This window comes from Kitasatospora sp. RG8, from assembly GCF_017813315.1.
Lineage (GTDB): Bacteria > Actinomycetota > Actinomycetes > Streptomycetales > Streptomycetaceae > Kitasatospora.
On record NZ_JAGIYX010000011.1, the window covers coordinates 140,133 to 166,076 of the forward strand.

Here is a 25,944-nt window from a genome sequence, read left to right on the forward strand (position 1 = left end):
GGAAATCTTCCGGCGATCGTCGACGCGCGGGTGCGCCGGGCCGAGGGCGCCCCCGCCACCGCCCGCTACCGGCCCGCCCGGCCCGGCTCACCCCCGCCCGGCCAGGACTGGTCCGGCCGTCGGGTCCGGCCGTCGGGTCCGGCCGTCGGGTCCGGCCATCCGGTCCCGTATCCGGGATAGCATCGCGAATATGGGAATCGACACGGTCGCCGACGAGCGACTGGCTTCGCGCCTCGCCGAGCTGCGGCTCGAACGCGGGTGGACGTTGGAGGAGTTGGCGCGTCGGGCGGAGGTGAGCCGGTCGACGCTGTCGCGGGTGGAGCGGGCGGAGGTGAGCCCGACGGCGGCGCTGCTGGGGCGGCTCTGCGCGGTGTACGGGCGGACGATGTCGCGGCTGCTGGCCGAGGTCGAGCCGGCGCCGGCGCGGTTGGTGCGGGCCGCGGACCAGGCGGTCTGGCGCGACGAGGAGACCGGGTTCGTCCGGCGGGCGGTGTCGCCGCCGCACGGCTCGCTGCGGGCCGAGGTCATCGAGGGCCGGCTGCCGGCGGGGGCCGACATCGCGTACGACCGGCCGTCCGTGCCCGGGCTGGAGCACCACCTGTGGCTGATGGCAGGCGGCCTGGAGCTGACCGTCGACGGGGAGCCGCAACTCCTCGCAGCCGGTGACTGCCTGCGCTTCGTCGCCGAGAGCACCCGCTTCCGCTGTCCCGGCCCCGAAGAGGCCCGGTACGTGCTGGTGGTGGTCGCACCGTGAAGCGGTCCTCCTCCGGCCCGATAGCCGAGGCGCCCCGGGAGCGGTTCGACGCGGCGGGGCGCCGGGTCCTGCTGGTCTGCGTCGCGGGCGGGTTCACCACGCTGCTCGACCAGTCCGTGCTCAACACCTCGATCCCCGCGCTGCGCGAGAGCCTGCACGCCCAGCCGGCCCACCTGCAGTGGATCGTGGCCGGCTACTCGCTCGCCTTCGGGCTGGCGCTGGTGCCCGGCGGGCGGCTCGGGGACGTCCGGGGCCGCAAGTGGTTCTTCGTCACCGGTCTTGCGCTGTTCACCGCCGTGAGCCTGCTCTCGGCGACCGCCACCGAACCGTGGGTCCTGGTCGCGGCGCGGCTGCTCCAGGGCGCGGGGGCCGGACTGGTCAACTCGCAGATGATCGGCACGATCCAGGACGTCTTCAGCGGCCAGCTGCGGGCACGGGCGCTCGGCATGTACGCCGTCACCGGCGGGCTCGCCTTCGCACTCGGGCCGCCGGTCGGCGGTGCGGTGCTGGCCGCGTTCGGGCCGGAGCACGGCTGGCGGCTGACGTTCCTGCTCAACGTGCCCTTCGGGCTGGCGACCGTCGTCCTGGCCGCCCGCCACCTGCCACGGCCGCGCCCGAGCGCCCGGCACGCCGACCTCGACCTGGTCGGGCTGCTGCTGGTCGGCGCGCTGACCCTGACGCTGATGCTGCCCTTCGTCCAGCCGCCCGGCTGGACCGGCTGGCTGGCCTTCGCGGCCGGTGACTGCCTGCTGCTCGGCCTGCTCGTCCGGTGGCAGCGGCGCTACGCCCGGGCCGGCGGCCACCCGCTGATCCACCCGGCGCTCACCCGGTCCGCGCCCTACGCGCTGGGGACGGCGGTGGCGATGGCGCAGTTCGGCTCCTCGCTCGCGGCCGGGCTGGTGCTGGCGATGTTCCTGCAGGACGGCCTCGGGCTCTCCCCGATGGGCGCGGCGCTGGTCTCGCTGCCCTCGGCGGTGTCGATGGGGGTCGCCTCCGCGCTCGCCTGGCGGGTGGTGCAGCGCTTCGGACGGCGGACCGTCACCGCGGGCATGACCGGCTCGGCCCTGGTGATGCTGGCCGGCGGGCTGGTCGTGCACTGGGGGCCGGCCGGTGCGCTGCCGTGGCTGCTGGCCGCGCTGCAGCTGGCCGGGGGCGCCGCCGTGGGCCTGATGGGGGCGACCAATCAGGCGTACGTGCTGCGCCACGCGCCCGCCGAGGCGGCCGGGGTGAGCGGGGCGATCCTGCAGATGGCGCAGCGGATCGCGGCGGCGGTGTCCATCTCGGCGCTCTCCGGCGTCTACCTGCGCGCCACCGCGGGCGGCGGCGGGCACCGGGCGGCGTACACCTACGCGAGTGCGGTCTGTGCGGCGGTGGCCGGCCTGGCGGTGCTGGCGTCGGTGTGCGCGGGCCGGGCAGGGGCGGGCCGGGAGGCTGATGCCGAGGCCGAGGTCGGTGCCGGTGCCGAGGCCGGTCCGGGCGCGCGGGGTGACCATGAGGCCGCGGTCGGGCCCGGGCCGACCGGGACACGGGCGCAGCAGTAGCGCGCGGCGGCGGGGCGTTGAGCGCTGGGCGAACGGGTCGTCCGCGGGCGGCGTCCGCGGCATACGGTGACCGCCATGACTGCGCATCGGATCGTGGAGCTGCCGGACGTCGCCCTCGCCTGCCGGGAGAGCGGCAGGCCCGGCGGCCCGCCGCTGGTGCTGCTGCACGCGCTCGGTGAGCGGGCCGCCGACTGGGACGTGGTCCTGCCCGGCCTCGCGCCGCACCACCACGTCCACGCGCTCGATCTGCGCGGCCACGGCGACAGCGGCCGGCCCGGTCGGTACGGCCTGGAGCTCATGCGGGACGACGTCCTGGGCTTCCTGGACGCGTTGGGGCTGGACCGGGTCGACCTGGTCGGCCACTCGATGGGCGGCGTGGTGGCCTACCTGCTCGCGCAGGAGTACCCCGGGCGGATCGGCCGGCTGGTGCTGGAGGACGTCCCGGCCCCCCACCCGCGGCCGGCGACCCCGGTGGCCGCGGCGCCCGACGGGCCGGTGGACTTCGACTGGGCGGTGGTGCGGGCGGTCAAGCGCCAGATCGACACCCCGGAGCCGGTCTGGCTGGAGCGGATGGCGGCCATCACGGCGCCCACCCTGGTGGTGGCGGGCGGCCCGGCCAGCCACGTGCCGCAGGACCGGATCGCGGAGATGGCCGAGCGGATCCCGGACTGCCGGGTGGTCACCATCGGGGCCGGGCACCTGGTGCACCGCGCCCGGCCGGCGGAGTTCGTCGCGGCGGTCGCGCCGTTCCTGGACCCCGCCGGCCCGCGGTGACCGGCTGTCAGACGCCGTGCTCGGCCGGGAGCCGGCCCGCCCGTATGGCGGCGAGCAGGCCGGCGTGGTCCGCCTCGGTGCGGTCCGCGTACGCCACCGCGAAGGCGGCGACCGCCTCGTCCAGCGCCTCGTTCTTGCCGCAGTAGCCGGTGATGAGGCCGGGGTCGGCGGTGTGCGCGTGGGCCCGGGCCAGCAGGGCGCCGGTGATCCGCGCGTAGTCGTCGAGCTGGCCGGGGAGCAGCGCCGCCGGGTCCACGCTGCCCTTGCGGTTGCGGAACTGCCGGACCTGGTAGGGCAGTCCGTCCACCGTGGTCCAGCCGAGCAGGGTGTCGCTGACCACCTGCATGCGCTTCTGGCCGAGCACCACCCGGCGGCCCTCGTGGGCGTCCTGGGCCGGCTCCGCGACCGGGAAGCCCGCGCGGGCCAGGTGGGGCAGCAGCACCGACGGGCGCGCCTCCTTCACCTGGAGCACGAGCGCCTGCTCGCGGTGGTCGGTGAGCAGGACGACGTACGAACGGGTGCCGACGCTGCCGGTGCCGACGACGCGGAACGCCACGTCCTGCACCTGGTAGCGGGAGAGCAGCGGGTGCAGTTCGGCGGGTACCGTCCGCACGTACGGGCCGAGCGACGCGGCCACCGCGCCGGCCGTCGCGTCCGGCACCTCGCTGAGCACCGGGGGAGCGGACGTGAACCGCCAACCGCCGTCCTCCGTGCGGACGGTCGACTTGGCGGCGAACCTGGCGCCGGTGTTGCCGAGCGCCTTGGCGCCGACCTTCTGGAGCACCTCGGCCAGGTCGTGCGCCTGGGCGAAGGAGACCAGCTGGTCGTCGGCGACGGCGTTCCAGGCGTCCAGCACGGGCAGCTTGGCCAGCGTGCGCATGGTCCGCCGGTACGAGCCGGCCGCGTCGAAGGCGGCCCGGCGCGCGGTCGTCTCGTCGGCGCCGATCTCCCGGCCGGCCAGCACCAGGCTGGCGGCCAGCCGCTTGAGGTCCCACTCCCACGGGCCGGGCACGGTCTCGTCGAAGTCGTTGATGTCCATGACCAGCCGGCCGCGGGCGTCGCCGTAGAGGCCGAAGTTGGCGGCGTGCGCGTCACCGCAGAGCTGGGCGGTGATCCCGGTGGCCGGGGTGGTCGCGAGGTCGGCGGCCATCAGGCCGGCCGAGCCGCGCAGGAACGCGAACGGGGTGGCCGCCATCCGGCCGAGCCGGATCGGCACCAGGTCGGTGAGGCGGCCGGCGTTGGAGGCCTCGATCGCCTCGACGGCGGTCGGCCGGTCGCCGGCGAGGGCCAGCTCGGCGTGCCGCTCGCGCGGGGTGCGCCCGCGCAGCGCCTTGCCGCGCTCGCGGGAACGGCCGTCGTGGCGCGGCGCGAACCCGTCCACGGCGAACCGGCGCCCCGGCCCCCGGCCGTCCTCCCCTGCGTCCGCCCGCAGGCCGGACCCCTCCACCGCTTCGGTCAGCTGCGTCACTGCGCCCGCCCCGTCCTTCTGTCGTTCCCGTCCGCGACCTGCGCGGACCCGGCCCTTCGGCGGGCCGGCCAGCAGGGTACCGGGCCACCGGTCCGGCGCCCGGACCGGCCCGTCGGGAGGGAGGGACGCCGGGCGGGCGGCGGCGGTTCCGGGACACCCGCCTGGACGCCGAGCGCTTAGGGTGGCCGGTGTGAATGATCTTCGGGGGAGGCGGGCCGTGCGCATCGCGGCCGCGGTGGCGGCGGTCCTGACGGTGGCGGCCGGGCTCGGCGTACGGGCGGTGACCGGCGGGGAGTTCGCCAAGTGCGCGGGGGACGCGCTGTACACCGTGCTGGTGTACGCGCTGGTGCTGGTCGCTGCGCCGCGGCTGCGGCCGCTGCCCGCGGCGGGGCTGGCCGCCGCTCTGAGCTGGGCGGTCGAACTGTTCCAACTGACCGGCCTGCCCGACGAACTGGGCCGCCGCAGCGTGCTCGCCAGGCTGGTCCTCGGCTCCACGTTCAACGCGCCGGACCTGCTCTGGTACGTCGTCGGCGCCGCGCTGGCCGCCGTGGTGCACGCGGGTGCGGTCCGGTTGGTCCGGCAGCCCGGCACGGGCCCCCGCGGTTCGCGCAAGGGGCCCGCGCCGTCCCGTTACTGAGGCTGCGTCAGAGCGGCGTCAGCTCGGGCCGCTTGGCCTCGACGTTGTCGCCGGAGGACTCGCCGCGCAGCCGTCGGCCGACCCACGGCACCAGGAACTCGCGCGCCCACTGGAGGTTCTCCCGGCGGTGGTCGGCGGCCGACTGGACGGGGAGGGCCGGCCACGGCGCCTCCGGGTCCTGGTCGGTGCGCAGGCCCAGGGAACGGGCGGCCAGCAGGGCGACCCGCTGGTGGCCCTCGGGGGAGAGGTGGAGCCGGTCGTCGCTCCACGCCCGGCGGTCCTGCACCGCGCGCAGCGACCAGAGGTCGGCGACCTTGCAGCCGTTGCGGTCGGCGACGGCCCGCATGTGGCCGTTGTACGTGGCGATCTTGCCGCGCAGGTGCTTCAGCAGCGGCACGCCGCGGGTGTCGAAGCCGGTGCAGATCAGCACCGTCCCGGCGAACTCGGTGAGCTGGGCGACGGCCGCCTCGAAGCGCTCGGCCACCTCGTCCGGGTCGCTGCCCGGGCGCAGGATGTCGTTGCCGCCGGCGCAGAAGGTGACCAGGTCGGGCTGGATGCGCCGGACCTCCGGCACCTGTTCGGCGGCGATCTGGTCGAGCAGCCGGCCGCGCACCGCGAGGTTGGCGTACCGGAACGCGCCCGGCGGCCGTCCGTCGGCGAGGAGACCGGCCAGCCGGTCCGCCCAGCCGGCGAAGGCACCGTCCGCTCCCGGGTCGTTCAGGCCCTCGGTGAAGCTGTCCCCGAGGGCGGCGTACGAACTGAGGTCAAGGGTCTCCTGGAGGTTCGGCATGAAGTAGATAGTTCACCGTCTCAAGTGACCTACGCCACCGTAGGTGGCCCTTGCCGGTACGTGAGATCGGCCACGTAGGGACGGGCGGCAGACCGGTGGTGTGCGGGCCGGCAGACCCGGCGCTGTGCGGGCAGGCGGGCAGGCGGGCATGCCCGGCGGTGAGCGGGGCGCGCGGCGCGGCGTCGTGCGCCGGGTGCCGCGCCGGGTGCGCGGGGGCCTGCGTCGGCCGGGGGCGCCCGCGCGCGTGTGCGAACCGCGTGGGCGGGGCAGCCGCCCTCTGGGCAGCGCTCGCACGACCCGTGCCGTTGCCGGCCCCCGAACCCCCGGACGGCGGAGGTTGCCGCATGCCGAACCGAACCCCGGAGCGCACCGCCAGGCCGCGGCGCTACCTGATGTGCCGGCCGACGCACTTCACCGTCGACTACGCCATCAACCCGTGGATGGACCCGGCGCGCCCGACCGACACCGCGCTCGCCCTCCGCCAGTGGGAGCGCCTGCGCGCGCTGTACCTGAGCCTCGGCCACACCGTCGAGCTGATCGACCCACTGCCCGGCCTGCCCGACATGGTCTACACCGCCAACGGCGCCACCGTGCTGAACGGCCGGGCGCTGGTCGCCACCTTCCGTCACCCCGAACGGGCGGCCGAGTCGGACGCCTACCAGGAGTGGTTCCGGGCCCGCGGGTACCGGGAGGTCCGCCGGGCCGGCCACGTCAACGAGGGCGAGGGCGACCACCTGGTGGCCGGCCGCCGGGTGCTCGCCGGGACGGGGTTCCGCACCGACCCGGCCGCGCACGCCGAGGCGCGGGCGCTGTTCGGCGTGCAGGTGCTCGGCCTGACCCTGGTCGACCCGCGGTACTACCACCTGGACACCGCGCTCGCCGTCCTCGACGACGACCACGTCATGTACTACCCCGCGGCCTTCTCGCCGGACAGCCAGGCGCTGCTGCGCAGCCTCTACCCGGACGCGATCCTCGCCGACCGCGCCGACGCCGAGGTGTTCGGCCTCAACGCCGTCTCGGACGGCAGGCACGTCCTGCTGCCGGAGACCGCCAAGGCGCTGGCCGGCCGGCTGTCCGAGCAGGGCTACGAGCCGGTTCCGGTGGACGTCTCCGAGCTGCTCAAGGGCGGCGGCGGGGCGAAGTGCTGCACGCTGGAGCTGCGGCCGGCCTGAGCGGGTGCGACCGCGCCGGCGGCGGCGCCGGCGCGGTGGCGTCACTCCGGGGTGACCAGTACGACCTCCAGGGTGCGCGGGCCGTGCACGCCCTCGACCCGGTCGAGTTCGATGTCGCTGGTGGCGGACGGCCCGGAGATCCAGGTCTGCGGGCGGGCGGGGTCGAGCCGGGGGAGGGCGAGCGGCACGGAGGCGACCACCTGCCCGGGTGCCAGGACGACGCAGATGTGGTGGTCGGGGACGAGGGTCAGCAGGCGCCGGCCCTGGGCCGGGCCCGCGTCCAGGACCAGGGTCCCGGTCTCGGCAATGGCCAGGGCGCAGCCGGTCAGCACGCTGTCCGTCCGGTCCAGCCTGGCCGCGGTGAGGGTGCCGTCGTCCGGCCGCGCCTCGACCGCCGTCGCCGCGGAGAGCCAGGCGGGCGGCAGGCCGGCCGGGACGGCGACGCTGCGCGAGCCGCGCCCGGCGAGGAGCGCGGCGACGAGGGCGGGCAGCCCGGCGGACGGGCAGCGGTGGACCACGGCGCGGTAGTCGGCGAGGTTGTGGTGCAGCAGGTCGAGCAGGGCCGCCGGGTCGTCCGCCGGTGCGTGGCTCGCCAAGTAGTCGCGGGGCACCGGCTGTTCGTCCGGCGCCGGCGCGGCCCGCCGGTCGCCCGTCGCCGGACGGCCGGCGCCGAGCGCGGCCCGGATCCGGCCGAGGACGAGCTCGCGGGAGCCCGGAGGGCGGTGCGTCGTCATCGGCGGTTCCTCCGCCACCAGTCGCGGAAGGGCTCGGGCGGCAGCTCCGGGAGGTCCCGGGTGTCCGTCCAGGCCCGGCCCGGTCCGGGCAGGCGGCGCGGGTGGAAGCGCCTGGTCCGGGCCGCCGCGCGCTCGGCCGCGCGGAGCAGTTCCGGGTGGTCGAGCACGTAGCCGACCGCCGCGACGGCCGCCCGCTCCAGCCGGTGCCCGCGTTGCGCCGCGACCCGCTCGCGCAGGTGGACCAGGACCTCGGGGATGTCGATCGCCACCGGGCAGACTTCGTAGCAGGCCCCGCAGAGCGAGGAGGCGAACGGCAGCGAGGCCTCCACCGGGCCGGTGATGCCGCGTAGTTGGGGCGTCAGGATGGCGCCGATCGGCCCCGGGTACACCGAGCCGTACGCGTGCCCGCCGGCCCGCTCGTAGACCGGGCAGACGTTGAGGCAGGCCGAGCAGCGGATGCAGCGCAGCGCCTGGCGGCCGACCTCGTCGGCGAGGGTGGCCGTCCGCCCGTTGTCGAGCAGCACGAGGTGGAACTCGGACGGGCCGTCGCCCGGGGTGACCCCGGTCCAGAACGAGGTGTACGGGTTCATCCGCTCGGCGGTGGAGGAGCGCGGCAGGAGCTGCAGGAAGACCTCCAGGTCCCGCCAGGTCGGCACCACCTTCTCGATGCCGACGACGGAGATCAGGGTGCGCGGCAGGGTGAGGCACATCCGCCCGTTGCCCTCGGACTCCACGACCACCAGCGTGCCGGTCTCGGCGACCATGAAGTTGGCCCCGGAGACGGCGACCCGGGCGCGGAGGAACTTCTCGCGCAGGTGCAGCCGGGCCGCCTCGGCGAGTTCGGCGGGCTCGTCGGTCAGTCCCTCGGGTGCCGGCCGCCCCCACGAGGCCATCCGCCCGGCGAAGATCTCCCGGATCTCGGCGCGGTTGCGGTGGATCGCCGGGACGAGGATGTGCGAGGGCCGGTCGTCGCCCAACTGCACGATCAGCTCGGCGAGGTCGGTCTCGTACGCGGTGATGCCCGCGGTGGCGAGCGCCTCGTTCAGCCCGATCTCCTGGGTGGCCATCGACTTGACCTTGACCACCTCGGCCTCGGCCTCACCGGCGTCGGGGCCGACGGCCGCGCGGACCAGCCGGGTCACGATCGCGTTGGCCTCGTCCGCGTCGGCGGCCCAGTGCACGGTGCCGCCGGCCGCCGTGACGGCCTCCTCCAACTGGACCAGGTAGCGGTCGAGATGATGCAGCGTGTGGTCCTTGATCGCCTTGCCGGCCGCACGCAGCCCGGCCCAGTCCGGCAGCTCGGCCACCGCGCGGGCCCGCTTGTCGCGGATGGTGTGGGTGGCGTGCCGCAGGTTGGCGCGCAGCGTCGTGTCCCGGGTGGCGCGGGCGGCGGCCTCCGGGAACGGCTCGCCCGCCACGGTGCCGCCCGTCACGGTGCCGACGGTTCCGGTGCCGCCCGTCACGGTGCCGTCCCTTCCGGTGCCGCCCGGGGTGGGCGCGTTGCGGGAGTGCCTGCCCGGGAACGAGGGCAGGCCGAGGAAGGCGGGGCGGCTCAACTCGGCCTCCAGGGTTCGGCCTCGGTGCTCGCCAGGATCTCGGCGAGGTGCAGTGGGCGCAACGCGTCGCCCCGGCGGCGCAGCATCCCGCCGAGGTGCAGAAGGCAGGAGTTGTCGGCGCCGCAGAGCACCCGGGCGCCGGTGGAGAGGGCGCTGCGCACCTTGTCCTCGCCCATCGCCGCCGAGACGGCCGGGTTCTTCACCGCGAAGGTGCCCCCGAAGCCGCAGCACTCCTCGGCTCCCGGGAGCTCCACCAGCTCCAGCCCGCGGACCGCCCGGAGCAGCCGGCGGGGCCGCTCACCGAGGCCGAGCACCCGCAGCCCGTGACAGGAGGGGTGGTAGGTCACCGTGTGCGGGAAGGAGGCGCCGACGTCCTCGACGCCCAGCACATCGGTCAGGAACTCGGTCAACTCGTGAACTCGTGGGACGAGTTGCGCGACCAGGCCGGCGAGGCCGGTGCCACGGCCCTCGGCGGCGGCCCTGGCCCCGATCCGCGGGTAGTTGTCACGGACCATCGCCACGCAGGAGCCGGACGGCGTCACCACGTGGTCGTAGCCGGCGAACGCGCGCGCCGTCCGCCGGACCAGCGGCTCGCAGGCCCGCCGGTAGCCGGTGTTGAACTGCGGCTGCCCGCAACAGCTCTGCGCGGCCGGGAAGTCGACGTCCACCCCGAGACGCTCCAGCAGCCGGACGGTGGCGATCGCCGTGGACGGGTAGAGCGCGTCGTTCACGCAGGTGGCGAAGAGTGCGACCCGCATCGTCCCTCCCTGCGCCGGTGGTCGGGGAGCCGTCGGCCGGCCCGCCGGTGATCGTGCGGCAGCGATGCTACCGAGCGGGCCGATCGGGCGGGAGGGTGCCGCGCCGGGTGCACGGGTGCGCGGGTGTGCGCGCGGACGTGCGGGTGCGCGTATGCGTCTGTGTGTGCGTGCAGGCGGGCCGCCACCCACCTGCACGCACACACCCCGGCCGCACGGGCCTTCCCGGCCGTGCGGGCCCTCCGGCCGTTCAGGCGTACGGGCCGGTCAGGCGTCCCCGGCCGGTCAGGCGTCCTGGCCGAGCCAGAGGTCGGGGCCGAAGACCTCGTAGTGGATCGACGCCGCCGGGACGCCCGCGGTGAGCAACTGCTCCCGCACCGAGCGCAGGAAGGGCAGCGGGCCGCACAGGTACGCGGTGGTCCCGGCCGGGACCGGCACCGTCGCGAGGTCGACCAGGCCGGTGCGCTCCTGCGGCCAGTCGCCGAGCGGCTGCTCGTAGAAGACGTGGGCGGTGGCGTCCGCCAGCTTGGCGGTCAGCTGGCCGAGGTCGGAGCGGAAGGCGTGCGAGAGCTGGTCGCGGTCGCCGTGGACGGAGATCACCGTCCGGGTGGAACCGGTGGCGGCGAGGTGGGAGAGCATGGCCGTCATCGGGGTGTTGCCGATGCCGGCCGAGGCGAGCAGCACCGGCCCGTCGGCCTCCGCGAGCGCGACGTCGCCGAGCGGCGGGGCGATGTCGAGGACGTCCCCGGCGTGCACGTGGTCGTGCAGGTGGTTGGAGACCTCGCCGACCGGTCCGCCGGCGGCTGCCGCGGTCGCCCGCTTGACGGTGAACTGGAGCGCGCCGTCCGGGTTCCCGGAGAGGCTGTACTGGCGGATCTGCCGGGCGCCGTCCGCCATGGTGGCGCGCACCGAGACGTACTGGCCGGGGCGGGAGGGCGGCACCGGGCCGCCGTCGGCCGGACGGACCAGGAACGTGGTCACGTCGTCGGTCTCCTGGTAGCGGGCGACCACGGTGTACGGGCGCCACAGCGAGGCCGGGTCAGCGCCCTGTGCGGCGGCGGACTCGGCGCGCAGGCGGTCCTCGACGGCGATCAGCGCGTTGGCCATCAGCCAGTAGACCTCGTCCCAGGCGGCGGCGACCTCGGGCGTCACGGCCTCGCCCAGCACCTCGACGATGGCGGCGAACAGGTGCTCGTGGACGATCCGGTACTGCTCGTTGCTGATGCCGACCGAGACGTGCTTGTGGGCGATCCGGGCGAGCATGGCGTCCGGCCGCTGGTCGGGGTGGGCGACCAGGGCCGAGGCGAACGCGGCGATCGAGCCGGCCAGTGCCTGCTGCTGGCTCTGGTTGGCCTGGTTGCCCCGGTTGAACTGGTCACGCAGCAGCGCCGGGTGGGCGGCGAAGAGCTTCTTGTAGAACAGCGGCGTGATCTCGCCGATGGCACCGCCCACGACGGGCAGGGTGGCTTCGACGACCTCGGCGGACTTGGCGGACAGCATCGGGTTCGCTCCAAATTGGTATCTGAGAGTCGTATTTTTGGGCGTGCGAGGCCCCGGCTCTGGGCTGGTGGTGCGGATGGGCTGGTGGTGCGGATGGGCGGGCGGTTCGGATGGGCGGGCGGTTCGGGTGGGCCGGGTGTGCCGGTCGGAACGGTTGTGTCAGTCGGCGGGCCTGCCGGTGAGGCTCAGCAGGACCGGTCCGGTGGGGGAGGCGACCAGGTCGCCGATGCAGAGCGGGTCGAGCGTCGCGAAGAACGCCTCCTGTGCGGTGCGCAGTGCCCCGCGCAGCCGGCAGGCGGACCGCAGCGGGCACGGCGGCTCGTCCTCGCATCCGACCACGTCACCGACGCCCTCCAGCTCGCGCAGCAGCAGCCCGAGCGAGCCGGTCCGGCCGGCGAAGGTGAGGACCAGGCCCCCGCCGCGCCCGCGCCGGGCCTCCACCACGCCGAGGTGCTGCAGCCGGCTGACCACCTTGGCCGCGTGCGTGTACGGCACGCCCACGGCCTCGGCCACCTCGCGGGTGGTCGGGTTGGCGCCCTCGTCGAGGACGGCCAGCCGCATGGCGATGCGGAGGGCGATGTCGGTGCTCTTGGTCAGCCTCACGTTCGAAGGCTATCTAATGCGACTCCAGGAATCCAATTTGCCTGCCGGTCTGGAGCCGGGCGGCGGTGGGCGCTCGAACCGTTGCCGGGGGAGCGAGGCGTTCGACCTACCCGCCGCTGGGTCAACTGCTCTACTGACCCTGTTCGTTATCCTGGCCGAGACCGACCGTGAGGAACCCCCTGAGAACGTTCTCCGGCGGCGGGTGGACACCGTGGTCGACGCGCTGAAGACGGTGGCGCCGCCGAGGGCGGCGGTGGCGGGGCTCCGGAACGCCTTCGCAGCGCTGATCGGCTGAGCGGCCGGGTGCGGGCCGGCCCGGGGTTTCCGGGCGGCCCGGCCGGTTCCCGGTGTGCCCTGCGGCGTCCTGGTCGTGACGATGCGTCATGCCCCTGGCGGGTGCCCGCACCCCGGGGCCGGGCAACCGCCCTGCGGGTGGCATGATGGCGCGGTCCCGGCCGCACGGCCGAGGCGGAGGGGGAGTCCGCCGGTGGGCCGACGGCGCCAGGCGCCGGTGCGCGCGGCCGCCGGTGCAACCAACGGGGGACCGGAACATGTGGATCATCGGCATGCTGGTCGGCGGCTTCGTGCTGGTCGTGCCACCCGCCCTGCTCGGGCGCCGGCTGCTCGGCATCGAGGCCGGTCTGTCGCGGGCGGTGGCGGCGGGAGTGGTCGGGATCTCGGCCGCGGGCGGCCTGCTCGGCAACCACCTCCAGCGGGACGAGCAGCGGCTCGTGCTGAGCCCGCTGCTCATCGCCATCGCGCTGCTGGTGGCCATGGTGACGCTGGTCGTCCTGGACCTGGCGGTGCCGGCCGGCAGCGTCCGCCCGCTCTCCTGGCCGCGGTCGCTGCGCGGCCGGCTGGCGCGGATGCGCCGTTACTCCAAGATCGTCGGCATCGCCGGGCGGCACGGCCTCGGCCCCTACCTGCGCGGCCGGGGCCAGGACGGCGGGACGCGGCACGAACTGCTGGCGCAGGAGCTGCGCCAGGCGCTCCAGGCGGGCGGCACGACGTTCGTGAAGCTCGGCCAGGTGATGTCCACCCGCCGGGACCTGCTGCCCGCGCCGTACGTCGAGGAGTTGAGCCGGCTCCAGGACCAGGTCCCGCCCGCGCCGTGGCCGGAGGTGGAGCGGGAGCTCGTCGCCGCGCTCGGCGCCGCCCCGGCGGAGGTGTTCGCCGAGTTCGACCACCGTCCGCTCGCCGCCGCCTCGATCGCCCAGGTGCACGCGGCGGTGCTCGCGGACGGCACCCGGGTCATCGTCAAGGTGCAGCGGCCCGGCGTCCGCGAACTCGTCGAGCGCGACCTCGACATCGTCGGCCGGCTGGCGGTCACCCTCCAGTCCCGCACCGACTGGGGGCGTAGCCTGGGCCTGGTGGAACTGGCGCAGGGCTTCGCGGTCGCCCTGCGCGAGGAACTCGACTTCCGGGTCGAGGCACGGAACATGACGGCCGTCCGGCGCGCCGCCGAGGCCCGCCGCGACGACAGCGTCACGATGCCGCGGGTGCACGAGGCGCTGAGTACCGAACGCGTCCTGGTGATGACCAGGATCGACGGCACCCCGCTCGGCCAGGCGCGGCCCGCGGACGAGGAGCAAGGCCGCGAGGTCGCCGACACCCTGTTCACCGCGCTGCTCAACCAGGTCGTCCGCGACGGCGTCTTCCACGCCGACCCGCACCCCGGCAACATCCTGCTCCAGCCGGACGGCCGTCCGGCGCTGCTGGACTTCGGCTCGGTCGGCCGGATCGACCCGGGGCTGCGCGACGCCATGGCCGGGCTCTTCCTGGCCGTGGACCGCGCCGATCCGGCCGCCCTGCGGGACGCCCTGCTGGACGTGACCGACCGCCCCGAGGACGTCGACGAGCAGCGGTTGCAGCGGGCGCTCGGCCAGTTCAGCGCCCGCCACCTCGGCCACGGCTCGGCGCCGGACGTGCAGATGTTCACCGACCTGTTCCGGCTGGTCACCGACTTCAGGCTGGCCGTCCCGCCGGAGATCGCCGCGGTGTTCCGCGCCCTCGGCACGCTGGAGGGCACGCTGCTGCGGCTCAGCCCCGGCTTCGACATGCTGGCGGCCTCCCGCTCCTACGCGGCCGCCCGGCTCGGCGACCGGCTGGCGCCGGGCAGCGCCCGGGAGGCCGCCCAGGACGAACTCCTCACCCTGCTGCCGGTGCTGCGGCGGCTGCCGCGCCGGCTGGACCGGATCGGCAGCGCACTGGAGGAGGGCCGGCTCGCGGTGAACGTCCGCCTGCTGTCCGACCCGCGCGACCGCCGGGTGGCCGGCGAACTGCTGAGCCGGGTGCTGTTCACCTTCCTGGGGATCTTCTTCGGCGTCACCGGGGTCCAACTGCTCGGCCTGCGGGGAGGACCCATGGTGACGGGCGACCTGAGCCTGTACGCGCTGATCGGTTACCACCTGCTGGTGTTCTCCGCCGCGGTGGTGGTCCGCACGGTCTACGTCCTCGGCCGGCCGTTGGCGTGAGGGCGGCCGTTGGCCCGAGCGCGGCCGTTGGCGTGAGCGCGCCTTCGCGGGACGACGGCGGCTTCGCGGGACGAGGCCGCCCGCCGGGCCGCCGGCCTCGCGCGTGACCTGCCGGGGACCAACCAGGTGGCCACGCACCACCACCAGGCGGTGGACTCCCCGGGGCCGGGTCGGTCGTGGGTGCCCGTACGGCGGACGGCACCGTCGAGGCCGTCGAGAGCACCCGGCACCGCTTCGCCGTGGGCGTGCAGTGGCACTCCCGGACGGGTTTCGACGCGGCGGCGGTGCACGCCCGGCCGGCGGCCGCGAGGCCACCGCGAACGCTGGTCCGGACCGCGCCGTCGAGCGCACGGCGCGCCCGGGACGAAGCCCGCCGGGAGTCGCCCTGCCGGCGCAGGTGTCTTGACACCGCCGTGCCGCAGCCTCCAGGATCAGGCCCGTGAACCTGTCAGACAGCCAGACAGGTGGTGCGATCCCGCGGCGCGTCAGCGCGATGGAAGCGGTGTTCGGCCACCTGCGCAGCGCCATTGAGCGCGGTGAGTACGCCGTAGGGGACAAACTTCCGTCCGAGGCGGAGCTGTGCCGGACCCTGGAGGTCAGCCGGCCCGTGCTGCGGGAGGCGCTCCGGGCCCTGCAGGCCATGGGCCTGACCGTCTCGAAGACCGGCAAGGGCACCTTCGTCGTGGCGAACACCGTTGAGGACCCCACGTTCGGTGACTACGCCGCCAGCGACCTGCTCGAGGTGCGCCGGCACGTCGAGATCCCGGTCGCCGGATACGCGGCGCTGCGCCGTACTCCGGAGGACCTCGACCACCTGGACCACCTGCTCGACCGGATGGAGCGGGAGACCGACACCACCGCGTGGGTCGCGCTGGACACCGTCTTCCACCTGGCGGTGGCCGAGGCTTCGCGCAACCCGGTCTTCCGCCGGGTCATCGAGGAGATCCGTGACGCACTGGCGCGGCAGTCGACCTTCCTCAACGAGTTGGGAGGTCGCCGTGAGCAGTCCAACTGTGAACACCGGGCGATCGTCGAGGCGCTGATCGACGGTTCCGAGCACGACGCGGTCGAGGCCATGTCCCACCACCTCCTCCGCGTCGAGACGACCCTCACCGACATCGTGCGCCCCAAGCGCGCGGACACCCCCACGGAAGGCGGACCCGAGGCGTGAGCGAGCAGTTCCTCAAAGACGAGAAGCGCCCCACGACCCGTCACGTCGACGCCGGAGACACCGGCTACAGCAAGTCCTTGAAGCCCCGGCACGTCAACATGATCGCGATCGGCGGTGCGATCGGCACCGGCCTCTTCCTCGGCGCGGGCGGACGCCTCGCCGATGCCGGGCCCTCCCTGTTCGTCGCCTACGCCGTCTGCGGCGCCTTCGCGTTCCTCGTCGTGCGCGCGCTCGGTGAGCTCGTCCTGTACCGGCCGTCCTCCGGGGCCTTCGTGTCGTACGCCCGGGAGTTCCTCGGGGAGAAGGGCGCGTACACCGCGGGCTGGATGTACTTCCTCAACTGGGCGACCACCGGCATCGCCGACATCACCGCCGTCGCCACCTACACCCATTACTGGCACCTGTTCTCCGACGTCCCGCAGTGGGTGATCGCGCTCATAGCCCTGGCCGTGGTGCTGACCGTCAACCTCATCTCGGTGCGGATCTTCGGCGAACTGGAGTTCTGGTTCGCGATCGTGAAGGTCAGCGCCCTCGTCGTCTTCATGGGCATCGGGATCTTCCTGCTCGTCACCCGGCACCCGGTGGACGGCGCCGTTCCCGGTCCGTCGCTGATCGCGGACAACGGCGGGATCTTCCCCAACGGCCTGCTGCCCATGCTGCTGATCGTCCAGGGCGTCGTCTTCGCCTACGCCTCGGTCGAACTGGTCGGCGTCACGGCCGGGGAGACCGAGAACCCCGAGAAGATCATGCCGAAGGCGATCAACTCGATCATGTGGCGCGTGGGCCTCTTCTACGTCGGTTCCGTCGTCCTCCTGTCGATGCTGATGCCGTGGAACAGGTACACCGCCGGGCAGAGTCCGTTCGTCACCGTGTTGTCCCACGTCGGCGTCCCGGCGGCCGGCAGCGTGATGAACCTGGTCGTCCTCACCGCGGCCATGTCCTCGCTCAACTCCGGCCTCTACTCCACCGGGCGCATCCTGCGCTCGATGGCGGTCAACGGATCCGCCCCGAGTTTCACCGCCCGGATGAGCCGCAGTCAGGTCCCGTACGGCGGCATCCTGCTCACCAGCGGCATGTGCGTCCTGGGCGTCGGCCTCAACTTCGTCGTCCCGGCCGACGCGTTCGAGATCGTGCTCAACCTCGCAGCGATCGGCATCCTCGCCACCTGGGGCATGATCATGGTCTGCCACCTCCTGTTCTGGCGGAAGACCCGCAACGGCGAACTGACGCGCCCCGGCTACCGCCTGCCCGGCTCCCCGTGGACCGAGCTCGTGACCCTCGCCTTCCTCGTCTCGGTCCTGGTCCTCATGTACGCCGACGGCGGGGCCGCGCGCACCACCGTGCTGTGCGTGCCACTGATCGCCGGAGCGCTGGTCGTCGGCTGGTACGCGATCCGCGGCCGCGTCGCGCGCGCCGCCGCCACGACCGACGGCTGAGCCGAACGGCGACCCGGCACGATCCACGGGCCGGCCACGCCTTCAGCAGTACCCGTGCCCCGCACCCCGGCCAGCAGCACCAACCATCGAACGAGGCAGTGATGCGCAGCAGTTTCCTCGCGGACGCGCCCGCGATCCGTGAGCCCCTCCACTCACCCGTCGCCCACGTCATCCGGGACGGCGTGGTCGAGGGGGTCCACTACGGCTCCGTCGTCGTCCTCGGCGGCGACGGCGAGGTCCGGTTCCGCCTCGGCGACATCGAGGCGGCCTGCTACCCGCGGTCCGCTCTCAAGCCCGTCCAGGCCGTCGCCATGGTGCGGGCCGGGCTGCCCCTCGACGGCGACCTGCTCTCGCTCGCGATGGGCAGCCACTCCGGCGAGGAGCGCCACCTCGCCGGGGTCCGGCGGATCCTCGAACTGGCCGGCGTCACCGAGGACGATCTGCGCAACGTCCCGGACCTGCCGTACGGCCCGGCGGTGCGGGACGTCTGGGTGCGCGAGGGCCGCCCACCCTCCCGGCCGGCCCAGAACTGCTCCGGCAAGCACGCCGCGATGCTGTACCTCTGCGCGCTCAACGGCTGGCCCCTGCAGACCTATCTCGACCCAGCCCACCCGCTCCAGACGGCGGTCGCCGAGGTCGTCGAGGAGCTCACCGGCCAGCGCACCGCGAACGTCACCGTCGACGGCTGCGGCTCCCCGCTGTTCTCCGTCTCCCTGCACGGCCTCGCCCGCGCCGCCGCCCGCGTCGCCACGGCGGCGCCGGGCACGGCCGAGCGCCGGGTGGCGGACGCGCTGCGCGAGCATCCGGAGATGGCCTCCGGCACGGGCCGGGACGTGGCAGAGCTGATGCGCGCGGTGCCCGGGCTGCTCGCCAAGGACGGCTTCGAAGGCGTCCAGATCGCCGCACTGCCGGACGGCCGGGCCGTCGCCGTCAAGATCGCCGACGGGGCGAACCGGGCGCGCATCCCGGTGGCCGCCGCCGCCCTGGTACAGGCGGGAATCGACCCGCGGCTGCTGACCGGTTTCGCCGGGGAGCCGATCACCGGCGGTGGCCGGCCCGTCGGCGGCGTACGGCCGGTGGCCGCGCTGGACCCGTCCGCCGTTCCCACCCCCGCCTGACCCGCATCAGGTCACGACCTCGCTCACCCACCTCAGGAACAGGACCCGTACGCCCATGACCGCCGCCACCCGCAGCGAACACGACCTGCTCGGAGACCGCGACGTCCCCGCCGACGCCTACTGGGGCGTCCACACCCTGCGCGCCACCGAGAACTTCCCCATCACCGGCACGCCCATCTCGGCCTACCCGCACCTGATCGACGCCCTGGCCGCCGTGAAGGAGGCCGCCGCCCTCGCCAACGAGGAACTCGGCCTGCTGGAGCCCCGGAAGGCGGAGGCGATCGTCACCGCCTGCCGCGAGATCCGCGGCGGGAAGCTGCACGACCAGTTCGTCGTCGACGTCATCCAGGGCGGCGCCGGCACCTCGACCAACATGAACGCCAACGAGGTCGTCGCCAACCGGGCGCTGGAGCTGCTGGGCCACGCCAGGGGCGAGTACCGGCACCTGCATCCCAACGAGCACGTCAACCTCGGCCAGTCCACCAACGACGTCTACCCGACCGCGGTCCGGATCGCGACCGTCTCCGCGGTACGCGGCCTGCTCGACGCGATGGCCGTCCTCCAGGAGGCCTTCGCCCGCAAGGCCGTCGAGTTCCGCGACGTGCTGAAGATGGGGCGCACCCAGCTGCAGGACGCCGTGCCGATGACGCTCGGGCAGGAGTTCTCCGCCTTCGCCGTCATGCTCGACGAGGACCGCAGCCGGCTCGCGGAGGCCGTCGAACTGATCCACGAGATCAACCTCGGCGCGACGGCCATCGGAACCGGGCTCAACGCCCCCGCCGGATACGCCGAATCCGCCCGCCGCCACCTCGCCGACATCACCGGGCTGCCCCTGGTCACCGCCGCCAACCTGGTCGAAGCCACCCAGGACTGCGGCGCGTTCGTCCAGATGTCCGGGGTGCTCAAGCGCATCGCCGTCAAGCTGTCCAAGACCTGCAACGACCTGCGGCTGCTGTCCTCCGGGCCGCGCGCGGGCCTCGGCGAGATCAACCTGCCTCCGGTGCAGGCCGGTTCGAGCATCATGCCCGGCAAGGTCAACCCGGTGATCCCCGAAGTCGTCAACCAGGTCGCCTTCGAGGTGATCGGCAACGACGTCGCCGTCACCATGGCCGCCGAGGCCGGGCAGCTCCAGCTCAACGCCTTCGAACCGATCATCCTGCACTCCCTGTCGGAGTCCGTCACCCACCTGCGCGCGGCCTGCCTCACCCTCGCCGAGCGCTGCGTGGCCGGCATCACCGCCAACACCGAGGTGCTGCGCGCGACCGTCGAGAACTCCATCGGCCTGGTGACCGCCCTGAACCCGCACATCGGTTACACGGCCGCCACCGACATCGCCAGGGAGGCCCTCGCGAGCGGCCGGGGCGTGGCCGAACTCGTCCTGGAGAAGGGGCTGCTCCCGCCCGAGACGCTCGCCGCCCTGCTCCGCCCGGAGGTGCTCGCGGGCACCGGAGCGCCGGTGGCCTGACGACGGATGGTCGCAGGCTTTGCGGCATCGCACCACCCACGTCCGGCTGCGAAGACGGGGCGCTGCCGCCTCGGGCACCGGGGAGGCAGCGCGCGCCCCTGGCAGCTGCGGACCGGCGGCCCGGACGGCGCCCTGCACGTCAGCGGTCCGGCCCGGCCGTTCCCGGGAGCGGGAACGACGGGTTCGGGCAGCCGGGAGGCGACGGTCGCCATCTCACCCGGGCCCGCGCCGCGAGAGCGGACACGGGCGGGGCGCCCCGGTCGAGGTGTCACTGGTCGCTGTAGCTGAGGTCTCCCACCGTCCAGCTGCTGACGTCGGCGATAGCGATGCGGTACATGCCCCCCGTGTGGGGCAGACCGAAGCTGCCCTGCAGGATGCGGGCGACGTGCAGGTGCAGGTGGGTGGGTCGTACGGAGGGCGGAGCCACGCCGTCGCCCTCCGCTCCGCCGTCGCTGGTGGCGGGCGTGAACAGTGCGGCGAAGGGCTTCAGGTGGTCGGAGCCTGCGAGGACCTCGGCCACCCGCTCGTGCCACAGACGTTCCGGAGCCAGCCGCCCGGTGATGACCGCCCCCGGGACGACGACGGTCAGGGGCATCTGGTTGCTGCGCTCGGACTCCACCATGGCGGCGATGTCGACGAGCAGCGCATCAGGGTTCGACATGAACCCGAGGATAGTCCCGCCGAGACCGCCCGGGGGGGGTGATGCGACGGCCCGCCGTCCCGCGCTGCCCGCGGGTTGCGCGGTCGAGGGCCAGCTGGTCCAGCTGCTCGAAGGCCATGCCGCCTCTGGCGCGCCACCAGCCCCGTGTCAGGAGACCCGGTCCGGGCCATTGCCGAGATGCTGCTGCAGAGCCACAACGGCCCCGCGGCGACGCGCGGCGGTTCCGGGTCCACCTTCCGGCCGGCAGCCGCCACCGGCTCTCCTGCCCGGAGCCGGACACCGGCCACTGAACGAGGCGCCCGCCTACCGCCGGTCGGGCGGGGGAGGGAGCGTGGCGGTGCCCGGGGCCGGCTCCGGCCAGACCAGCAGGACGGGGCAGGGGGCGTGGTCGACGACGAAGCGGGTGGTGGGCCCGAGGCTGTGGGGCCCGAGGCGGGTGCGGTCGCCGTCGCGCGCGAGGACGAGCAGCTCGGCACCCTCGGCCGCGGCGACGACCTCGCGCTCGATGCGGCCGGTGTGCTCCACGTGGGCGCAGGGCCGCCCGAGACGGTCGGCCGCGGCGGCGAGGAGGTGCTGAGCGGAGTCCGCCGCCAGGGCCTCCAGCCGGGTGCCCGGATCCCGCTCGCGGTGGCCGCGGCCGAGGAGCCCGGCGAACGCGCCGTGCGCGACGCCCGGGACCTCCTGACCGCTGACGTGGAGCAGGACGATCTCCGCGTCCTGCGGTGCGTGGATGCGGGCGGCATCGACGCAGGCGGGCCAGGTGCCTTCGGTGATCCAGACGACGACGGTCACGGGCTCATCCTCCGACGATCTGCAGTGACCCCCACAGTGCCACCACCGCCAGTGCCAGCGCGGCGGGCACGACGAGCAGTCCGAGGAGGGTGAACTCGCCGAGGCCGATGTCGGTGTCGTGTTCGCGGACGATGCGCCGCCACAACAGGGTGGCCAGGGACCCGGCATAGGTGAGGTTGGGGCCGATGTTGACCCCGAGCAGTACCGCCAGGACCGCTCCGGCGCCGGACGGGACGGCCAGCGGGAGGAGGACGAGGACGGCGGGCAGGTTGTTGATGACGTTCGCCAGGACGGCCGCCAGCGCCGCGACGCCGAGCAGCGCGGGAAGCGAGGTGCCGTGGGGGACGAGGTGGCCGAGCACGGAGGACAGCCCGTTGTCGACGACGGCCCGGACCACGATGCCCAGCGCCAGGACGAAGGCCAGGAACGGCACGGCGGCCGAGCGCACGATCGCGGCCGGCGTGGTGCGGCGCCGGGCGAGGGCCCGGGCGGCGAGCGCGAGCGCGCCGACCAGGGCCGCCCAGGCCGGATCGACGCCGAGGATCGAGGTGAGGACGAATCCGGCGAGCGTGCAGGCGACGGTGACGAGGGCGAACAGGGGCATCTCCGGAGCCGTCACCTCAGCCGCGGGCGGGGCACCCGCGTCCAGGTCGGCGGCGAAGAACCGGCTCAGCACCACGTACTCGACGGCGATGGCCGCCAGCCACGGCAGCGCCATCAGTGCGGCGAACCGCGTGAAGCTCAGGCCGCTCGCGGCGAAGGCCAGCAGGTTGGTGAGGTTGGAGACCGGTAGCAGCAGCGAGGCGGTGTTCGACAGGTGGGTGCAGGCGTAGACGTGCGGTTTGGGCCGGGCGCCGAGCCGGGCCGCGGTGACGAACACCACCGGGGTGAGCAGCACCACGGTGGCGTCCAGGCTGAGCACCGCCGTGATCACGGAGGCGACCACGAACACCTGCACCAGCAGCCGCCGCGGATTCCCGGCGGAGGTCCGGGCCATCCACGCCCCGCAAGCGAGGAACAGGCCTTCGTCATCGCACAGCTGAGCCAGCACCAGGACGGCGGCGAGGAACCCGATCACCGGACCGAGCCGTTCCGCCTCGGCCCATGCGTCCGTCGGCGAGATCGCGCCGGTGACGATGACCAGCCCGGCTGCGGGAACCGCGACCACGGCCTCCGGCCAGCCCCACGGCCGCACCACCGCACAGACCAGCACCAGCACCAGCAGCCCGCTGGACAGGGCCTCCGCGAACGACGTACTCAGGGCCGTGCTCCTTGCAACCGACGATGAAGGTGCCCACCATCGAACCAGAACCCTGAGGCTGCGGCGCATCGGCGCGGCTCAACCGTACGCCCTGGTCAGCGGGCATACCCAGGATGTCCCGGACGACGGCGGACGCCCGACACCCGTGGTCCCGGCAACGACGAGTCCCGGCGTTGGACCGGCTGTGCAAGGGGCCGAAAGAGAACGGGCCAGTCCCGTGAACAGTTCTGTCGGCGCCTTCCGGGCTGTCGCCACCGGGTGACCGAGGACGTGGCGGACGGGGGTGGCTGGGCCGGTCACGCGGCGGGGTGTCGCCGTTCCTCCGGGTGGCCGCAGGACGTCCGAAGCGGCCCTCGCCATCAGGGCCGCCTGCGGGACGAGTCGCAAGCCGGGGCCGCGAGGCTGGTCAGACTCCAGTGGCAAACGGTCAGATGAATCGAATGACGGAAGACACTCGTCGTCCGGGGTTCTGTCTCAGATGATCCGGTCCGTGTGGAACATGCCGCCCGGGCGCAGGCGCCGGCGTCAGCGAGCGAACTTTTCGATGGCCATCGGCGTGACGGGGGTGAAGAAGTTGACGAGGTTGCCGTCGGGGTCGCGGAGCAGGAGTGACCGGTTGCCCCAGGGCATCGTGGTGGGCTCGGTCACGAAGTCGGCGATGAAATCGGCCAGGTTCCGGTACACGCCGTCCACGTCGGCGACGAGGAATTCGATGATCACGGTGTTGTTGTCGGCCGGCCGGGCGGAGCCGGGTGCGAACAGTGCCACGGTGCGGGTGCTGCCGATCGCAAGGGTCGCGCTCGCGGTCCGCAGTTCGGCGAAGTCCTCGGTGGACCAGTGCGCCTGCGCTCCGGTGGCTCGCTCGTAGAAGTCGACGAGGCGCGCGACGTCGCCTGTGATGATCCGGGTCGAAACGAAGTCCATGGTGCTCTCCTCGGGTTGGTGAAGCCGTTGCACCACGGACGCTAGAGCAAATAGTGGACAGAATCGGTCCGGTATCAACGCTAGGATCGTGGACATGGCTCGACCTACCGGCCGCGTGCTCACCCTCCTGGAACTGCTGCAGTCGGGCGGTATCAGAACGGTGGCCGAACTCGCCGACCGGCTCGGCGTCGACGGGCGGACCGTGCGGCGCTATGTGGACCACCTGGTCGACCTCGACATCCCCGTCGAGGCGGTCCGCGGCCGTTATGGCGGGTACCGGCTCGCTCCCGGGTACCGTCTGCCTCCGCTCATGCTCAACGACGACGAGGCGCTCGCGGTGCTGCTCGGCCTCGTCGCCGGCCGCAGGACAGGGTTGCTGACGGCGACCGAGACTGCGGGCGAGACGGCGGCGGCCAAGATCCGCCGGGCACTGCCCGAGCGTCTGGCCCGTCGGCTCGACGCCGTCATGGAGTCCCTCGCCTTCACGGATCCGCCCGGCGAGTCGGCCACCCCGGAGACGGGGGTCCTGCTCGCCGTCGCCGACGCGGTACGCCATCGCCGCCCGATCTCCATCAGGTACACCACCCGGGACGGCCGGCGAAGCGAACGCACGCTGCACCCGTACGGGATCGTGACCCATGCGGGCCGGTGGTACGTCACGGGTGCAGATCCCGGGATCGGCCAGGACCGGACTTTCCGGCTCGATCGCATCGCGGACGCGAGGACCCTGCCGGGCTCGTTCGAGCCGCCCGCCGGACTCGATCCGGCACAGCACGTCCTGTCGGGGCTCGCCAAGGCCGCGTACCGGCACGAGGTGACCCTGCGGATCCACGGGACCGTCGAACAGATCCGCGCCCGACTGCCCGCCAGCGTCGCGAGCGTGGAGGGCCCCGTGCCCGCGGAAGGCGATCCGCACACCGAGCGTTGGTTCCACGTCGAATTGAGAGCAGAGCGGCTGGACTGGTTGCCTCCCGTGCTCGCCTCGCTCGACCGGCCGTTCGTCATCGAGCGACCGGACGAACTCCGGGACCTCGTCAGCGCGCTCGCCGACCGGCTCGCCACCTATGCCCGCCAGGCCTGACTCCGCTGTCCACCGGCGGGGTGGAGATCGTCGCCGTGGTCGCCCGGACCGACCCGGACGAGCCGGAGGGCGTCCGGCTGATCGATCCGCCGCAGTGGCTGATGGATCGGATCGGCTCCCGCGCGAGGGCATCCGTGACGTCCGGCCGAAGGGGCCGCGCACTGCGCGAACGCCGCCGACCCGCGCACCGGGCCGGGCGGTGGGGACGCCAGGGTGGACAGCCGAGGGCACCAGGGTGGACATCCTCGGGGCGGTAACCGGGCCGACGGCATCGACGTCGCGTGCCCGGCCGCACCGCCGACCCGGGTCACCAGCCACCCGACGTGGCGTCAGTTCTCCTGCCCCACACCGGTGATCCGGCGGACCGCCTCGTCGTAGCGGTGGAAGAGTCGCGGGCCGGGGGCCGGGTCGGCGTGCTCGGCCCGGAGCAGCAGGCGCCAGCACTCGGCGGTCAGGGCGCGGGCCTCGGCGCCCGGCCAGGGGCGGGGCAGCAGCTCGGGCGGCAGGAGCGGGTCGGGGGCCGTGGCCCGGGTGAACTCGGCAGCCAACTCCACGGTGGCAGCGAGGCGTTCGGTCCGCCCCGGGGGAGCGGCGGCGGTCAGCCGGGCCAGTCGCGAGCGGGCGACGGCCGCCAGCCGTCGGTGTCCGTCGGCGAGTTCCTCCAGCGGCCAGAGGCGACGGGCGAGGGCGAGCGGCTCCGACTCGCCGCCGATCCGCAGGTCGGTGCTGGTCAGCAGGGTGAGGCGGTCCCGGACGCCGAGCCGCTCCGCCTCCGCCTCGACGTACGGCTCCCACGCGTTGGCGCAGGCGTAGAGGCCGCCCTGGACGGCTGCGCCGCCGAGCCGGACCAGCGTTTCGCGCAGCGCGTCCCGGGCGTGGCGGGCGGACTCGGGGACGGCGAACGCGGCGAGGTGCCAGCCGCCGTCCCAGGGGGCGAGCCCGGCGTCCTGGGCGTACATGTGCCGGACGAACTCCACCTCGGGGTCGGCGGCCCGCCGGGCCTGCTCGGTCTCCCGCAGCACCGCGCGTCGGCCGCGCCCCTCCTGGACCAGCAGGCCCTCGGCGGCCATCCGCTTGATGCAGAGCCGCACCTGCTGGTCGGACATCCCGAGCGCGCCCGCCACCTCGTAGAGCTCGCCCGCGTCCACCGTGCCGTCCGCCCGGACCAGGCCTTCGACCAGTGTCCTGGTGGGGACCTCGGCCTGCGCTTCCTCCGCCATCGCGCCACTCCCTTCCTCCGGTGAGTGTAGTACGCTCGAAACTATCGAGAAGCAAAC

The 25,944-nt window shown here is 74.1% G+C and carries 25 protein-coding genes; 13 read left to right on the top strand and 12 right to left on the bottom strand.

The genetic code is table 11. The features are described 5' to 3' along the window. Positions 1-190: 190 nt before the first annotated feature. The 3 genes from J5Y04_RS18715 to J5Y04_RS18725 all read left to right on the top strand — a co-directional run bounded on the left by J5Y04_RS18715 (position 191) and on the right by J5Y04_RS18725 (position 3,069). A complete protein-coding gene (locus tag J5Y04_RS18715) occupies positions 191-754 on the top strand; it encodes a helix-turn-helix domain-containing protein (RefSeq protein ID WP_209413189.1) in 564 nt (187 codons plus the stop codon). Then, the gene (locus tag J5Y04_RS18720; protein ID WP_307853184.1) at positions 751-2,295 is read left to right on the top strand and encodes an MFS transporter; all 1,545 of its coding nucleotides are present in this window, start codon (positions 751-753) and stop codon (positions 2,293-2,295) included. The genes J5Y04_RS18715 and J5Y04_RS18720 overlap by 4 nt, the downstream gene beginning before the upstream one ends. A gap of 75 nt (positions 2,296-2,370) precedes the next feature. Beyond that, the gene (locus tag J5Y04_RS18725) at positions 2,371-3,069 is read left to right on the top strand and encodes an alpha/beta fold hydrolase (protein ID WP_209413190.1); all 699 of its coding nucleotides are present in this window, start codon (positions 2,371-2,373) and stop codon (positions 3,067-3,069) included. 7 nt (positions 3,070-3,076) lie between these two features. On the opposite strand, the gene J5Y04_RS18730 is transcribed toward J5Y04_RS18725, so the two are convergent. Continuing rightward, on the bottom strand, positions 3,077-4,528 hold the full coding sequence (locus J5Y04_RS18730; protein WP_245205045.1) for a DUF2252 domain-containing protein: 1,452 nt from the start codon (positions 4,526-4,528) through the stop codon (positions 3,077-3,079). 226 nt (positions 4,529-4,754) lie between these two features. On the opposite strand from J5Y04_RS18730, the gene J5Y04_RS18735 reads away from it, so the two are divergent. Next, positions 4,755-5,174, top strand: a complete 420-nt coding sequence (locus J5Y04_RS18735; protein WP_307853186.1) for a DUF2809 domain-containing protein — start codon at positions 4,755-4,757, stop codon at positions 5,172-5,174. Between the two features lie 7 nt (positions 5,175-5,181). Here the strand turns inward: J5Y04_RS18735 and J5Y04_RS18740 are convergent, their stop codons facing one another. Next, positions 5,182-5,964, bottom strand: a complete 783-nt coding sequence (locus J5Y04_RS18740) for an SGNH/GDSL hydrolase family protein (RefSeq protein ID WP_209413193.1) — start codon at positions 5,962-5,964, stop codon at positions 5,182-5,184. A gap of 344 nt (positions 5,965-6,308) precedes the next feature. Here J5Y04_RS18740 and ddaH point away from each other — a divergent pair, with 344 nt between their 5' ends. After that, positions 6,309-7,136 carry a dimethylargininase gene (gene ddaH / locus J5Y04_RS18745; RefSeq protein WP_209413194.1) on the top strand — a complete coding sequence of 276 codons (828 nt, stop codon included), beginning with the start codon at positions 6,309-6,311 and terminating at the stop codon, positions 7,134-7,136. 41 nt (positions 7,137-7,177) lie between these two features. On the opposite strand, the gene J5Y04_RS18750 is transcribed toward ddaH, so the two are convergent. From J5Y04_RS18750 to J5Y04_RS18770, 5 genes are all read right to left on the bottom strand, one after another. Further along, positions 7,178-7,870, bottom strand: a complete 693-nt coding sequence (locus J5Y04_RS18750) for an LUD domain-containing protein (RefSeq protein WP_209413195.1) — start codon at positions 7,868-7,870, stop codon at positions 7,178-7,180. Continuing rightward, entirely contained in the window at positions 7,867-9,303 is a 1,437-nt protein-coding gene (locus J5Y04_RS18755) for a lactate utilization protein B (RefSeq protein ID WP_209413274.1), read from the bottom strand. Before J5Y04_RS18755 ends, J5Y04_RS18750 begins: the two co-directional genes overlap by 4 nt. A gap of 119 nt (positions 9,304-9,422) precedes the next feature. Further along, entirely contained in the window at positions 9,423-10,184 is a 762-nt protein-coding gene (locus tag J5Y04_RS18760) for a (Fe-S)-binding protein (RefSeq protein WP_209413196.1), read from the bottom strand. A gap of 282 nt (positions 10,185-10,466) precedes the next feature. Further along, on the bottom strand, positions 10,467-11,681 hold the full coding sequence (locus tag J5Y04_RS18765) for a globin domain-containing protein (RefSeq protein ID WP_209413197.1): 1,215 nt from the start codon (positions 11,679-11,681) through the stop codon (positions 10,467-10,469). Between the two features lie 159 nt (positions 11,682-11,840). Continuing rightward, on the bottom strand, positions 11,841-12,284 hold the full coding sequence (locus tag J5Y04_RS18770) for an Rrf2 family transcriptional regulator (protein ID WP_148640969.1): 444 nt from the start codon (positions 12,282-12,284) through the stop codon (positions 11,841-11,843). Between J5Y04_RS18770 and J5Y04_RS18775 the strand changes: the two genes are divergently transcribed. The 7 genes from J5Y04_RS18775 (at position 12,259) to aspA (ending at position 19,948) form a co-directional block, all read left to right on the top strand. Continuing rightward, positions 12,259-12,579 (top strand): hypothetical protein, encoded by a 321-nt coding sequence (locus J5Y04_RS18775; protein ID WP_209413198.1) that lies wholly within the window; start codon positions 12,259-12,261, stop codon positions 12,577-12,579. The two genes, J5Y04_RS18770 and J5Y04_RS18775, sit on opposite strands and share 26 nt — an antisense overlap. A gap of 256 nt (positions 12,580-12,835) precedes the next feature. Then, positions 12,836-14,758: an AarF/ABC1/UbiB kinase family protein gene (locus J5Y04_RS18780; protein ID WP_245205023.1), complete on the top strand. Its 1,923-nt coding sequence runs from the start codon at positions 12,836-12,838 to the stop codon at positions 14,756-14,758. Between the two features lie 176 nt (positions 14,759-14,934). After that, positions 14,935-15,201, top strand: coding sequence for a gamma-glutamyl-gamma-aminobutyrate hydrolase family protein (locus tag J5Y04_RS41885; RefSeq protein WP_307853187.1), 267 nt, complete (start codon positions 14,935-14,937; stop codon positions 15,199-15,201). Next, positions 15,198-15,929, top strand: coding sequence for a FadR/GntR family transcriptional regulator (locus J5Y04_RS18790; RefSeq protein ID WP_209413199.1), 732 nt, complete (start codon positions 15,198-15,200; stop codon positions 15,927-15,929). Before J5Y04_RS41885 ends, J5Y04_RS18790 begins: the two co-directional genes overlap by 4 nt. Continuing rightward, positions 15,926-17,365: an amino acid permease gene (locus tag J5Y04_RS18795; RefSeq protein WP_209413200.1), complete on the top strand. Its 1,440-nt coding sequence runs from the start codon at positions 15,926-15,928 to the stop codon at positions 17,363-17,365. Before J5Y04_RS18790 ends, J5Y04_RS18795 begins: the two co-directional genes overlap by 4 nt. Before the next feature lie 101 nt (positions 17,366-17,466). Continuing rightward, positions 17,467-18,483 carry an asparaginase gene (locus J5Y04_RS18800; RefSeq protein ID WP_209413201.1) on the top strand — a complete coding sequence of 339 codons (1,017 nt, stop codon included), beginning with the start codon at positions 17,467-17,469 and terminating at the stop codon, positions 18,481-18,483. Positions 18,484-18,538: 55 nt separating this feature from the next. Further along, a complete protein-coding gene (gene aspA, locus J5Y04_RS18805; protein WP_209413202.1) occupies positions 18,539-19,948 on the top strand; it encodes an aspartate ammonia-lyase in 1,410 nt (469 codons plus the stop codon). 268 nt (positions 19,949-20,216) lie between these two features. On the opposite strand, the gene J5Y04_RS18810 is transcribed toward aspA, so the two are convergent. The 4 genes from J5Y04_RS18810 to J5Y04_RS18825 form a co-directional block, all read right to left on the bottom strand. Then, positions 20,217-20,609 (bottom strand): hypothetical protein, encoded by a 393-nt coding sequence (locus J5Y04_RS18810; RefSeq protein ID WP_209413203.1) that lies wholly within the window; start codon positions 20,607-20,609, stop codon positions 20,217-20,219. 303 nt (positions 20,610-20,912) lie between these two features. Further along, positions 20,913-21,401, bottom strand: coding sequence for a universal stress protein (locus J5Y04_RS18815; RefSeq protein ID WP_209413204.1), 489 nt, complete (start codon positions 21,399-21,401; stop codon positions 20,913-20,915). A gap of 4 nt (positions 21,402-21,405) precedes the next feature. Then, positions 21,406-22,662, bottom strand: coding sequence for an SLC13 family permease (locus J5Y04_RS18820; protein ID WP_245205050.1), 1,257 nt, complete (start codon positions 22,660-22,662; stop codon positions 21,406-21,408). 525 nt (positions 22,663-23,187) lie between these two features. After that, on the bottom strand, positions 23,188-23,586 hold the full coding sequence (locus J5Y04_RS18825) for a glyoxalase/bleomycin resistance/extradiol dioxygenase family protein (RefSeq protein WP_209413206.1): 399 nt from the start codon (positions 23,584-23,586) through the stop codon (positions 23,188-23,190). A gap of 94 nt (positions 23,587-23,680) precedes the next feature. On the opposite strand from J5Y04_RS18825, the gene J5Y04_RS18830 reads away from it, so the two are divergent. Beyond that, positions 23,681-24,667 (top strand): YafY family protein, encoded by a 987-nt coding sequence (locus tag J5Y04_RS18830; RefSeq protein ID WP_209413207.1) that lies wholly within the window; start codon positions 23,681-23,683, stop codon positions 24,665-24,667. 329 nt (positions 24,668-24,996) lie between these two features. On the opposite strand, the gene J5Y04_RS18835 is transcribed toward J5Y04_RS18830, so the two are convergent. Beyond that, entirely contained in the window at positions 24,997-25,887 is an 891-nt protein-coding gene (locus J5Y04_RS18835; RefSeq protein WP_209413208.1) for a PaaX family transcriptional regulator C-terminal domain-containing protein, read from the bottom strand. Positions 25,888-25,944 lie beyond the last annotated feature (57 nt).